The sequence below is a fragment of the Ureibacillus sp. FSL K6-0165 genome (assembly GCF_038004285.1).
GTDB classification, from domain to species: domain Bacteria; phylum Bacillota; class Bacilli; order Bacillales_A; family Planococcaceae; genus Ureibacillus; species Ureibacillus thermosphaericus.
Window position 1 is genome coordinate 1,773,002 of sequence record NZ_JBBOQS010000001.1, and the last position, 14,009, is coordinate 1,787,010.

At 33.5% G+C, this 14,009-nt stretch carries 11 protein-coding genes; all 11 read left to right on the forward strand.

What is annotated here, in order from left to right:
• Window positions 1-1,423 precede the first annotated feature (1,423 nt).
• The 11 genes from NST00_RS08860 (at window position 1,424) to NST00_RS08910 (ending at window position 13,357) form a co-directional block, all read left to right on the forward strand.
• Window positions 1,424-1,996 (forward strand): PepSY domain-containing protein, encoded by a 573-nt coding sequence (locus tag NST00_RS08860; protein ID WP_016837211.1) that lies wholly within the window; start codon window positions 1,424-1,426, stop codon window positions 1,994-1,996.
• Between the two features lie 247 nt (window positions 1,997-2,243).
• Complete coding sequence (locus NST00_RS08865) at window positions 2,244-3,512, forward strand: Nramp family divalent metal transporter (protein ID WP_340709865.1); 1,269 nt, start codon at window positions 2,244-2,246, stop codon at window positions 3,510-3,512.
• Between the two features lie 14 nt (window positions 3,513-3,526).
• A complete protein-coding gene (locus NST00_RS08870; protein ID WP_026018977.1) occupies window positions 3,527-4,543 on the forward strand; it encodes an NAD-dependent epimerase/dehydratase family protein in 1,017 nt (338 codons plus the stop codon).
• A complete protein-coding gene (locus NST00_RS08875) occupies window positions 4,543-5,589 on the forward strand; it encodes a dihydrodipicolinate synthase family protein (protein WP_168412598.1) in 1,047 nt (348 codons plus the stop codon). The genes NST00_RS08870 and NST00_RS08875 overlap by 1 nt, the downstream gene beginning before the upstream one ends.
• Before the next feature lie 66 nt (window positions 5,590-5,655).
• On the forward strand, window positions 5,656-6,939 hold the full coding sequence (locus NST00_RS08880) for a hypothetical protein (protein WP_096551424.1): 1,284 nt from the start codon (window positions 5,656-5,658) through the stop codon (window positions 6,937-6,939).
• Window positions 6,917-7,771, forward strand: a complete 855-nt coding sequence (locus tag NST00_RS08885) for a Gfo/Idh/MocA family oxidoreductase (protein WP_339288295.1) — start codon at window positions 6,917-6,919, stop codon at window positions 7,769-7,771. Before NST00_RS08880 ends, NST00_RS08885 begins: the two co-directional genes overlap by 23 nt.
• A gap of 151 nt (window positions 7,772-7,922) precedes the next feature.
• Complete coding sequence (locus tag NST00_RS08890) at window positions 7,923-8,474, forward strand: sigma-70 family RNA polymerase sigma factor (protein ID WP_016837216.1); 552 nt, start codon at window positions 7,923-7,925, stop codon at window positions 8,472-8,474.
• Window positions 8,467-9,459, forward strand: a complete 993-nt coding sequence (locus NST00_RS08895) for a DUF4179 domain-containing protein (RefSeq protein ID WP_340709866.1) — start codon at window positions 8,467-8,469, stop codon at window positions 9,457-9,459. Before NST00_RS08890 ends, NST00_RS08895 begins: the two co-directional genes overlap by 8 nt.
• A gap of 72 nt (window positions 9,460-9,531) precedes the next feature.
• Window positions 9,532-9,669 (forward strand): hypothetical protein, encoded by a 138-nt coding sequence (locus tag NST00_RS08900; protein WP_168412600.1) that lies wholly within the window; start codon window positions 9,532-9,534, stop codon window positions 9,667-9,669.
• Window positions 9,670-10,112: 443 nt separating this feature from the next.
• On the forward strand, window positions 10,113-11,021 hold the full coding sequence (locus tag NST00_RS08905) for a glycine betaine ABC transporter substrate-binding protein (RefSeq protein WP_016837219.1): 909 nt from the start codon (window positions 10,113-10,115) through the stop codon (window positions 11,019-11,021).
• Between the two features lie 344 nt (window positions 11,022-11,365).
• Entirely contained in the window at window positions 11,366-13,357 is a 1,992-nt protein-coding gene (locus NST00_RS08910; protein WP_016837220.1) for a methyl-accepting chemotaxis protein, read from the forward strand.
• Window positions 13,358-14,009: the final 652 nt, after the last annotated feature.

Here is a 14,009-nt window from a genome sequence, read left to right on the forward strand (position 1 = left end):
CGAATAAGTTTAATCAACTAATCAGATGCTCGAAATCCTTGATATTTAAAGAGGTTTCGGGCTTTTTTCTTTTTCATGGAAATAGATTAGAAAAAATCATTTTTTGGGTTTTACTTAACATGTGTTTTAGCACTTGAACCACTCGTTGAAAAAGTACCTTTTGATGTTGATTTAATGATTACAAAACATCTAAAAGTTTTAATTAGGCGGTTACTTTTTAAAGATTTGTTGAACTCTTGTATGTTCTGATAACATCACCATATTTAGTAGTATAGAATCCAGCGTTTAAGCTCATGAAATCTTGTTCACTACAAAATTCCATGAGCTGTTAGAATAGCGGTTTATCCGATGAAACTTATTAGTCAATAACGAGAAGTACCTATATAAGTATCATGCATATAATAATTTCCTGTTGCGGTAAATCGCAATTCAATATGACCTGCAACGTTTCCTACGAGTTTAATATATTTATAATTAGCGTCTGCTATTGCATCCGCTGCTGTAGAATCAATCTTTTGAACTGTTTTATTCGTATCTTGTTACTCATATTGTAATTACTTCCTTTTTTTAGTATAGTGTATTATATACCATAAATGGAATAAATAGTAAAAAATGTTCAAAATTAATAGACATAATAATCAAAATAGATTATAAGTGTAATGCAATTGGAGGGAATTTAATGTATAGGAAATATGTTTATGGTATAGGTATCGTTTTTTATGTAACAGGACTATTATTGTTAGTAGATGTTTTGTATAAACTTCAAAATATAACATTCAAAAATTCATATTCTTCTATAATTTATCCAATTTTTGCAATGTTACTGATAGGTTTTATAGCTCTCTATTAAAGCTTTTAAAAAAATAATCGAACCAAAAGTTAAAGTTATAATTAGAAATATGAATAAAATGTTGTATCTACTTATAGGAATAATTATTTTAACACTTGTATCAATCAATTTTAGCTTTAACAATTTCACTTTATTGTTAGCCTTTATTGGATACATTATTTCCTTAATTTTTGGCTTTCGGTTAATCAAAGTAGTCAATATAGATTAACCGAGTAAGTGGACCATCTGTTTCTCCCTTTATTACATACTCTTCAGGAAAATGGGAACAATTATTGATAATGGAAACATTAAGCAAGATGTAGATTTTCCTTACAGGCACCGCTAATGTTGTTGGCGGTGCTTTTTTCTGTTTTTTACACAATACTAACGCTATCATGCAATTGTTTGAGAGGGAGAAAGCTGAAAACTATTTAATTTTATTAAAAAAGTTTATTTCCTAGAAAATAGCAAAAGTCGCAATAGTGAATTCAAGGAAGGCCTTCACAATTTAACAACAGAATTACAAAACAGTATGTTTATCACAGAATTGTTCAAAATATAAATACGAAATATGCCATTAAGGAGAGTATAGAAATGATTAAAAAACTAATCATTGCTGGATTCACGCTATCTTTACTAGCTGCATGTAGCATGAATGCAAAAAATATTACAACTGAAGTCAATACGACAAACAACTCGAATGAATCGACTATTGCACAAAATGAATCCAATATTACAAATCCTGTTGTAACGATGAGAGAGGCAATCGATATCTTTAAAGAAGCTTATCCAGATGCAAAGATCGAGTCGATTGACTTAGAATCAGATTTTGGTCAATTGTATTATGATATTGATGGTTATGATTCTACAAAAGAGTATGAAGTAGAAATTGATGCAACGACGAAAGAAATAAAAGTCAATGAAGTTGAATCAAAAGTCAATCGTGATGAAGCTTTAGATTTTTCAAATATCATAGAACCAAATGAAGCTATTGAAAAGGCAGCTACTAATGATGAAGTAAAAGACCTTTCTCCAATTGGTTGGTCACTTGAAGTAGAAAGAGGAAAACCAATATATACTATTGAGTATAAAAATCAAACACAAGACATCGATATTAAAATCGATGGGACAACAGGTGAAATGATACAAATGAAGATGGATGATTAACTTACAACATTATATGATTTGAATGGATGCAATTGTTTTTCGTAAATGCACAATGAGTATCTTGCTCGTTGTGCATTTTTTTCTGATGGTATCCGCAAAAGTCTCCGAGCCTGTTCTTCTGAATTCATTAAAGTGCTTATAAAATCAAAGAAATTCAACTATTGATTTAAGGACAATTTTAGGTCGTGTTCGAGGACTAAGATTTTCAATAAAATTAAATTAAAGAAAATTCTGAATAAAAAGGGGGATGGAAGAAATGGTGATGAAGGACAAAGAGGTAAATGCTTCAATCTCTGGGAATCATCAAAATGGAGGAAATGGGTTTTTGAAATTTTTGAAAATTTTAGGTCCTGGTCTTATTACTTCGGCACTTGTATTAGGGCCAGGTTCCATCACATTAAACTCAAAAATTGGCGCAATTTATGGAACTGAATTAGTGTGGTCTATCATTGTCGCTGTCATCTTAATGGCCTGTTATACAGAAATGGCAGCAAGAATAGGGATTGCCGGAAAAGATACGTTTATTAATCTAGTGAAAGAAAAATGGGGGAAATGGGCAGGGGTCATTATTGGAATTGGTGCATTTTTAGTTTGTTCTTCATTCCAAGCTGGGAATGCAATTGGAACGGGGATTGCGGTTGAAGCGATTACTGGTATCAGTTCAAAAGTTTGGATTATTGTAGGTACTTTACTTGGCGTAGCTTTATTATTTTTAACGCAATTTTATAAAGTGCTGGAAAAATTGATGTTGGCTTTAGTCATTTTGATGTTATTCGCCTTCTTAATTACGTTAATCATCGTAAAACCTTCAATTGTCGACATTTTTAGCGGATTTGTACCTAGATTCCCTGAAGGTAGTATGGCACTAGTAATTGCTTTAATAGCGACTTCATTCTCAATCGTAGGTGCTATCTATCAATCGTATTTAGTGCGTGAAAAAGGAGTAGGTCGAAAAGAGGTTCAAGAGAGTAAATTTGAAGCAATTTTCGGGATATTCTTATTAGGATTTATTTCATTCTTAATCATGATCACTGCTGCAACTGTATTAAAGCCTGAAGGAATTTTGGTGAACAATGCTATTGAAATGGCGGGTATTTTAAAACCATCATTTGGTAGTTTTGCAGTGTTTATTTTTGTACTCGGTTTATTCGGTGCTTCCTATTCATCATTAATAGGAAATGCCACAATTGGAGGCGGGCTACTGGCTGATGGTCTGGGGTTAGGGCACCAATTATCATCGATGAAAGTGAAAATAGCCATCATTATTGTAATGCTGTTTGGTTCGTTTATTGCTTTAATTTTTGACGGAAACCCTGTGAACTTAATTACTTTTGCTCAAGGTGTGACGATTTTTGTAGTTCCGTTTATCGCAATTGCCATTTTAGTAATCGCCAACTCAAAAGAAATTATGGGGGACTTGAAAAATAAATTGTTTAGTAATGTACTCGGTATTATTGGTTTATTACTACTCATTTATTTAGCATTCAATAACTTCAAAAATATATTCTTATCTTAGGAGGAAAAGCAATGATTGTAACAGTTGAACAACTTGAAGAATTTATGTCTACTCCAACAAAAGCATTAATTGAGGATGTGAAAAAGTTAAATGGTGATTTTATTATCCTTGGGGTTGGAGGGAAAATGGGGCCAACTCTAGCCTATCTATTAAAAAATGCGATTAATGAAGCGGGGACAAATCAGCGAGTAATCGGTGTTTCAAGATTTTCAAATAAAGATTTAGAGACAAAACTAAATTCGAAAGGTATCGAAACAATTTCTTGTGATCTGTTAAATGATTCAGAGCTTCAACAACTACCTAAGGCCAAAAATGTCATTTTTATGGCGGGAAATAAATTTGGAACAGTTGGAAACGAACATTTTACTTGGGCGATGAACAGCTACTTGCCTGGACGTGTTGCCGAGCATTATAAAGATTCAAGAATCGTCGTATTTTCTACAGGGAATGTCTATCCGCTAACAGAAGTAAAAACGGGTGGCTGTGATGAGTCGGTTACACCTAATCCGGTGGGAGAGTATGGTCAATCGACTTTAGGAAGAGAGAGAGTATTTACGTATTTTTCTCATAAAAATCAAACGAAGATGTCCATTTTTCGTCTGAATTATGCAATTGATCTTCGTTATGGCGTGTTAGTGGAAATTGCAAAAGCGGTTTATCATAATCAACCGATAGATGTAACGATGGGGCATGTAAATGTCATTTGGCAAGGTGATGCCAATGAGTTTGCGATTCGGTCATTAATACATGCTTCTTCACCTCCGACAATTTTTAATGTGACGGGACCTGAATTGTTATCGGTACGTTGGTTAGCAAATGAATTTGCCAAAATCTTTGGGAAAGAAGCTAACATCGTTGGTGAAGAAGCGGATACAGCATTATTAAGCAATGCGTCGAAAGCACATCAAACTTTTGGTTATCCATCCGTTTCTGTAAAAGAAATGATTCAATTAATTGCCGATTGGATTCAACATAATGGTGAGCTTCTCAATAAACCGAGCCATTTCCAAGAGCGAAAGGGGCAGTTTTAATGTTAAGAGATGTGGTAAAAGAAAAATTAATGGATGGCGCATTTATACCTGCTCACCCGTTAGCATTATTTGAAGATAAATCTTTTGATGAAGAATCGCAACGTCTATTGACACGATATTATATCGAGTCGGGGGTAGATGGTGTAGCGGTTGGAGTTCATACGACACAGTTTGAGATTCACCAAGTTTTCGAGTTTTATCAACAAGTATTAAAAACAGCTATAGAGGAAATTTCTGCTCATGCAAAATCGGATTTTATTAAAATTGCAGGGGTCAGTGGGGAAATAGAGCAAGCGATAAAAGAAGCACAATTTGCAAAAGAAATTGGATATGATCTTGTATTATTAAGCAATAATGGGCTATTTCATTATACTGAAGAAGAATTGTTGCAACGAGCAAGGGAAATTGCATCTATTATTCCAATTATAGGATTTTATTTACAGCCAGCAGTTGGTGGCCGTATATTTACGACTGATTTTTGGAAACAGTTTTGTGAAATTCCGAATGCCTATGCAATTAAAGTCGCTCCTTTCGACAGGTATTTAACAATAGATGTGGCACGGGCGGTCTTACACTCAAGCCGTTGGAATGAGATTGCCCTTTATACAGGCAATGACGATTCAATAATTCATGATTTATTCACAGTATTTGAAGAGGAAGTCGATGGTGAAATTAGGAAGAAACGATTTGCCGGTGGATTGTTAGGTCATTGGGCAGTCTGGACTTCAAAAGCTGTGGAACTATTCCGTAGCATTAAAGAAGAACGGGAAAAAGATGTTATTCATTCCAAATGGATGAAGATTGCTCAAGAAGTAACCCATGCAAATGCAGCATTTTTCGATTCGCATAATCATTTTAAAGGAAGTATTGCAGGTATCAATGAAGTATTGCGCCGACAAGGATTAATTCGCTCGAATAAATGTTTAAGCGAACGGGAAGTGCTGAGCAAAGGACAGTTGGAATTAATTGATGAAGTTTATAAATTGTACCCTCATCTTCACGATGATGAATTTGTAAAAAATTTTCTAAATAAGCAGTCAGTATAAGAAAATAGTAATCGAATGGTTTATGATTAAATCATTCGATTATTCTTTATTTGGAGGTTGAATGGGATGATCAAAATAGGCTTTATTGGGCCAACATGGATTGAAAAACTAATCAAAAAAAGTTTTTCAATGTTTCCGAATATTGAGGTAGTCTATCGATTTTCCGATGAAATTTACGATGCGATTACTTTTACAAAAGAGCTAATGAATAAAGTCGATTGCATATTGTATTCCAGTAGGACAACCTACTTATTAGTAAAAGATCATATAAATGATTCCATTGAATCATATTACATCCCTTTAAAAGGTTCTGGTTTTTTTGAAGCTCTTTTTTACTTAATTAAAGATCATCCAATTCAATTTATTAGCATCGATGGATTAGCTAAAGAATATATACAAAGCGTAATCTGTGAAATTGAAGGAATTGATTATACAATTGTTGAACATTTAGGAATAGTAGAGGGATATGAAAAAATAGTACAACGTCATCTTGAAGCAATTGAAGGGAAATCCAATGTAGGAATTATTACTTCAATTAAGAAAGTGCAAGATGCCCTTAAACAATATCATCTTCCAGTCGTTTGGCTGAAACCGACGCAACAAGATATTATCGTTTGCATTGAACGAATTTTACTTTCTTCGACTCAAAGAAGAAAAAGAGAGAATCAAGTGATATACGGAAAATTCCTAATAGAATTTAAAGATCAAAATGTACAATCGCTAAATAAAAAAGCACGAGTGAAAAATAAGTTAGAAAAAGCCCTTTATCGATTTGTTGATGATATGTATGGCTATATTATTCCCGTGAGTGAAACTGAATATCATTTCATTGCTTATCGAGGCGATTTTGAACGAATAACGGAAGGCTATAAAGTTCTAAATATCTTTAAAGAAATCAATCAATATAAAGAGTTAAAGGTGATGTTAGGGGTAGGATTTGGTATGTCCATCCCTGTTTCAGTTTTCCATGCAGATGTGGCATTAAAGCAATGTCAGCAACATTCAACGAATATTGCGTTTATCGTCAATGAAGAACGTAATGTCATCGGGCCAATTATTATTAATATACCGACCGTTTATCAATTAACAGATCATGAGAAAGAATTTCAAACGAGGCAAATTGAAACAATTAAGAAATATTTATTGAAAAACAATTTAAATTATTTTACATCAGATGAGGTAGCCATTAATTTAAACGTTACAAAACGGACTGCCAATCGCATTATTTCAAATTGGCTAGATTCCAATTTAATTGAGTTTTTCGGTTTGGAAAAAGTAAATGGCAGAGGTAGACCTAGACAATGTTATGTCTTTAAGGAGGCAAGTTATGAAAATCGGATTAATCGGTAATGATACTTCCCATGTTGAAATATTTTCGAGTATGTTACATGATGAAAATCATCCTTTTTATATAAACGATGTGGAGTTTAGTGGTTTTATTGAAAGCTATTCTGAAGATTTGCCGATTAGTCGGGACCGAGCCAAAAAATATAAAAATGTATTACTATCCTATCATATACCAGAATTTGATGATGTTCAGACATTGAATGAAGAAGTAGATGCTTGGTGGATTATAACGGTAGACGGAAGAAATCATTTGCAATGGTTTGAAAAAATCGCCTCCTTTCAGAAACCCATATTCATTGATAAACCCATTACCATTGGGTTAGAGAATTTTGATCGGATGGTTGAGTTGGCTACACGATATGAAACGCCTATATTTTCATCTTCAAGTCTCAGATTTAGCGAACTATTAAAAGGCATTCATAAGGATGACGTTGAATTTCTCTATGGGTTTGGTCCTTTACCACTACAAGAGAAGATGCCAGGATATTATTGGTACGGCATTCATAGTCTAGAATGGATGGATGCTTTATTTGATTGTGATGTTCGACAACTTGAAAGAAAACGATATGAACGTTATGAAATTGTTGAATTTTTATTTCAGGACGGCAGACGTGCAATTTTTCGTGGGGATTATGAATGGCATGATCAGTTTGGCGGAGTTGTCCATTGCAAAGGATTGCCTCCAAAAATGCTTGAGTTTTGGAAAATGAAGAAATCTTATTATGTTTCTTTATTAGAAGAAGTATTGGAATTTTTTAAAAGTAAAAACCCTCCATTCAATATCCAACGTACGCGGAGAATCATTACTTGGATTGAAGAATTACAAAAGTTTTAGGTCAGTTCGGAATTTTATTACAAAGCCTCCTTCAAGTTAAAACATTTTCTATATAATGAAACATATCTCTCATGAAAGAGGATATGTTTTTTTGTTTTTACGAGAGTGTTTTCAGCTTTTTTCGTTGGTATAAGTGAAAGGAGTGAAGCAAGTGAAAGATGTGATTTCGAAATTGAAGCTAAGACATGAAAAAGCACTTGCTTATGTTATTGATACATATATGCCTTATGTAAAGGCCATCGCTAAACAAATTTTAGAACAACCATGTGGAAACTGGGCGGTTGATGAATGTATAAATGATGTTTTTTTAGCTGTTTGGCAAAATAGTGACAAGTTTAGGGGAAGTGAAGAAGAATTAAAAAAATGGATTGGCACAATTGCAAAATATAAAGCGATCGACATATATCGAAAACAGAAAAAAATGGAAGTGGTTTCATTGGAGCATTCCAATGAACAAATAAATTTCGAAACGGGGGAATTGCTTTATTTGAACAAAGAACAAAAAGAAAGGATTTTATTAAAAATGCAATTATTGCCTGAGTCAGAACGTGAACTATTTTTAATGAAATATTACTTAGATCTTACAAATGGAGAAATTGCAGATGCATTAGGAATTACCAAATCTGCCGTTGAAAATCGATTATATCGAGGGAAGAAAAAGTTAGGAAAAATCCTTTCTGATGGGAGTGAAAAGAATGGATGAATTAAAGAAAATGCTTCAATTAAATGTGGATGAAATTGAGCCTGAAAAAGTCAGCCGTTTTGAGAAAAAACGAGTATTACAATTTGTTTTACAGAAAAAAAAGAACCATTCAATGAAATATATCGCTGCATCTTGTTTACTTGCTGGAGGAATTGGTTCAACTTTAGTCTTTTACTCGCCAACAATCGCTTCCCATATCCCATTAGCTAACCAAATTGTCGAATATTTTAAAGGCGAGACATCGCAATTTCAGTATTTTGAAGACTATGCAACGGGAATTGATGCCATTCAAGAAAGCAATGGAATTACAATTGAAATTGTTGATGCAATTTACGACGGAACGACAGTAACGCTTACCTTTGCCATTGAAACGGAAAAAGATTTAGGTGAACATCCAAGTTTTGATAAGCCTATTAAAATCAATGGAGAAATCGAAGGCTCTTCCGTTACTTGGACGAAAAAACGGTCAGATACATCTTATGTTGGGGTTATTACGCTGACACCTGAATTAAATGGACGATCGCCACGCACTGTAAAACTAACTTGGAATCCTAGAAGTGTTTGGAATCATGATACAAATGAAAACTTTGAAGGTGATTGGGCTTATGAATTTCACTTAAAAAAGATTGATGTGAAAGGAATAAAAGCCAATTATCGAGATTCGAAAAATGGTTTTACAATCTTTGTTCCTTCACTTGATATAACTGGCTATACAATCAATCTTCATTACAAGATTCAGATGCCGTCCAATTACGCGCTATACAATTTGCCGTATGTGACTGGTTTTGATGTGAAAGACGAGTTCGGTAATACTTACGAAATGATTACGAATTTGACAGGCAATACGACGAAACACGCGGCGAAAGGGTCTTTTACGTTTGCAAACATTCAAAGCGGAACAAAAGAACTAATCATTACACCGAAACTTTACAATGATAATGAAGAAATCATCTTTGATTCTTTTGAAGTAACAATTTCAAAATAATGATGTTGCTAAATTGTGGCATACGCAATTTCACCTAAAGTTGTACAAAATAAGACAACGGAGGTGAAAAGGATGAAAAAGAAAAATAAAATGAATCTTAATTCAGGCAGTCAAAAATATAACAGAAGAAAAAGAGCAGAAGAGATAGCAAGAGAATTTGACCACAATGTTGCCAATAAACGAAACCGCAAGACGAATGATAAATCGTAATAAACAGTAACCAAAACCGTTTAGTCATTCTCCCAATTAGGTAAGTAATGAATGAACTAATTCCTAATTGGGAGATTTTTGATTATAAATCACCATCTCATTTTGCATGGTTGAATGCCAAAAACGATGGGGATATTTGAAAAAAATAGAAAATAAATCAATAAAATTTAGTAAATTAGTACGAAATCCAATCGATTGGAACCCTATGCCTAGTAATGAGATATAAATCATGTTAACCTTACACTATCGGTCGGTTGGGCAAAAATAAGTTGATGAGAAGTTTTACCAGGCATTACAACGTACATCACAAAGTTTTATATCTGAATATTCGGTAAATTGAAGTTGGGTGTGCTTATTCAGTTGCAATGCATTATAAAACTTTTCGTATAGGATTGATTTGAACAACCTACCGAAATGATATTCATTTTGGAGGGGTAGATAAGATGAAATATGTGAAAACGATTGGTGCAACATTTGGAGTCGCCGCATCTTTAGTATTAGCAGGTTGTGGCGACAACACATCTCAGGGAACTCAAAGCAATGAAGAGCAAGTAAGTATTAGCCAAGCCCTCGATTATACAATAACGGGTATAGAACCGGGCGCTGGAATGATGCAATTAACAGAAATGGCGTTAAATGAATATGAAAATCTAAAAGGATGGAAAGTTTCAGAAAGTTCAACTGCTGGCATGTTGACGATGTTAGATAAAGCCATTCAAAGTGAGGAGCCCATTATTGTGACAGGTTGGAATCCTCATTGGAAATTTGCAACTTATGATTTGAAATATTTAGAAGATCCAAAAGGCACATTCGGTGAAGTGGAAAATATTAATACGATTGTTAGAAAAGACTTAAAAGAAGAACACCCAACTGCTTATGAAATGTTGGATCGCTTTTACTGGGAACCAGAAGATATGGAGCAAGTGATGCTAGATGCCCAAACAGTTACATTTGAAGAAGCTGCAAAAAAATGGGCAGAACAAAACCAAGAGAAAGTAAACGAGTGGATGGAAGGTTTACAATCCGTTAACGGTGAGAAATTTGAATTGGTGTCGACTCCATGGGAAACGGAAGAAGCATCAAGTCATGTTGTAAAATTTGTATTAGAGCAACTTGGCTATGATGTAACGATCACACCAGTAGATCCAATTATCATGTTCCAAGCAATTGCTAACGGGGAAGGGGATGCTTCAGTTGCTCCTTGGTTGCCTGTAACGCACGGATCGTTCTATGAACAATACAAAGATGATATAATCGATTTAGGCGAAAATTTGGTGGGGGCAAAAGTTGGATTAGTTGTACCAAGCTATATGGATATAGATTCTATTGAAGATTTAGAGCCAAAAGAATAAAAAAAGAGATATAGGCTGTCTAAATTTTTTAGACAGCCTAAAATATTACTTGCAATAAGGGTGAAAAACACGTACAGCGACACGGGTTACTAAGAATTGCTTATTAATTGCACTTATGATTTTCATCAATTCAGCAAACCCCATTGCCAAACACTTTTTAACGATTGATTCAATTTAATCAATCGCTTTTTTATTTTAAAAGAAAATAGATGAAAGAATAGAATATTTTTCAAATAAATTTGAACATTTTTCGACATTTTATTATATAATTAAAAGAGTTTGTTACTCATAAATAAATTAACTTACTCACATATGAATGATTGATGAAATGAGGGTTTTTAATCATGAAAAATAACTTTAGTATTTTTAAAAACTTTAAGGCGAGAATCATATTAGCATTTTTAATTTTTTTAGTTATACCATCAATGATAGTCGGATTCTCAGCATTTTTGACTGCAAAAGAGACTGTGAAAAAGGAGATGCTGGCAAGTGTTGATGAAAATTTAAAATTGCTAAATATTACTGTTACGAATGAAATACAGTCTAGAATACATGATTTAGAATATTTCATCGAAATCATTTCACCTGAATTATTTGAAGAAAAAAATCTTCCAACATTACGAGGCAAGTTAGATGAGTATCGACAATTACATCCTGAAATTGAAATGATATTTATTGGTACGACTGCCGGTTCAATTATCTTAGAGCCTAATATCGATTTAGGAAATGATTTTGACCCACGGACTAGAGATTGGTACATAAAAGCGATGGAAAAACAAGGAAATATTGTTATTTCCGAACCATATGTTTCTGCAAGTGATGGACATATCGTTGTAACGATATCTAAAACTCTGTCTGATGCTTCGGGTGTAATAGGAATTGATTTAAGTTTAAGTTATTTAGAACAATTAGCGAATCAAGTGAAAATTGGAAAAAATGGTTTTACTTCCGTATTCGATCAGCATGGAAAAACAATTGTTCATCCTACATATGAAAGTGGCGAACAAGTTGATGAACTTCTATACAATGCGCTATATGAAATGGAAAATGGGCAATTTGAATATGAATTAAATGGTGAAGAAAATATAATGGCCTTTACAACAAATAATTTAACAGGATGGAAATTGGCTGGTAATTTGTATACATCTGAAATTGATGAAACGGCATCACCGATTTTTTCTAAAACGATTCTCATTATCTGTATTTCTATTTTTATAGGTGTATTATTGCTATTTTTCATTATTCAAACGATTATTAAACCAATTAAAAGATTAAAAGAACAAGCGGAAACGATTAGTAAAGGCGATTTAACTGAAACAATTGAAGTTGAAACCAATGATGAAATCGGCCAGTTGAGTAAGGCCTTTAAAGAGATGCAAGAACGCTTAAAAAGTCTAGTACGCGAAGTAGAACAACATTCATTTCATGTTGTTTCCTCATCAGAACAATTAAGTGCTAGCGCAGAACAAACTATGTTGGCAACAGAACAAGTATCTGATTCTGTTCAAAAAATTGCGGGCAGTGCAGAGCAACAAACAAATAATGTGGATCAAAATTCAAAAGCAATAAAAGAAATTTCCAATGATATAACACAAATAGCAAATTATACAATGGAAGTACTAGAATTAGCACAACAAGCGAGCAATCATGCGGAAAATGGCGGATTAGCTGTACATAATACGGTGAATCAAATGAACAATATCCATGATTCAGTTCATAAATCCAATGCCATCATATCTTCTTTAGCAGTACGCTCGAAGGAAGTCTATTCAATATTAAACGTCATTTCAGATATAGCAGAACAGACAAATCTGTTGGCATTAAATGCAGCAATTGAAGCAGCAAGAGCTGGAGAACATGGAAAAGGATTTGCTGTAGTTGCAGAAGAAGTTCGCAAGCTTGCTGAACAGTCTCAAACTTCCGCAAAAGAAATTCAATCCATTGTTCAAGCTATTCAACAAGATACAGAGAGCTCCGTTAATATGATGACGAAAGTGAAAAATGACGTAGAAGTAGGAGTCAAAGTTTCCAGCGAAGCGATTGAAAAATTTAATGCTATTTTGCAAAGTGCAAGAGATATCACACCACAAATGGAAAAAATCGCTAATTACTCAAAACAAATTTCTAGTGAAGTACAAAAATTATCAATCATGACAGATGAGTTTTCACAAATTGCTCAATCCAATGCTGCTGCATCTCAACAGGTTGCTGCTGCTACAGAGGAACAGCTAGCGTCGATGGAGGAAATATCCTCATCTGCAAAAACTTTAGCTACTTGGGCAGAGGAACTGAACATGTTAATTCGAAGATTTAAAACTGAAGACGATGGAAAATAAATTACGATTTTAAAGGGCAGTGGGCGGTAAGTTCACTGCCTTTTTTATGAGGGTCGATATTATATCGGGGAGATTAAAGGGTAAACCAAAAATGAGAATTCCAACGATGTAAAAATTATTTTGATAAAATTAAAAATGATGAATCAGAACCGAATTTTGTAGTAGTTGGACTGCTTACATCATTAATTGCTCTCGACTTTTTTTATATTAGAAAAAGTATGGAAGATAACTTCTAACATTGATAATTTTTTATTTTGTAGCGGTAATCAAGAATTTATTGTTAGAAATTACAAAAAATACCAAGTAAACAGTTATACAAAAAGTCACTTATGACAGAAAAATCGTCAATTATGATATCAGTATTTCCATTATTACAAATTTAATGGATAATTGAGTTAATAGTGTAAAGAATATTTTTCGGCAAAGTTTTCTGGTAAAAAAGTATGTTTTTGATTCTAAAATATGACAATGTTTTCTAATTCCTTAATACTGCAATTATCGGAAGTACTATCATTCCACAGTCATATATTCTAGACTTTGCATTCCTTAATCGTATTCGCCAATTACGCAAAATCTAGAAGGATGGACAAGGATTAGATTAGCAAGTTTTACGTGCATTTTACCAACAATCATTTGCTGAATGAAGTATTCT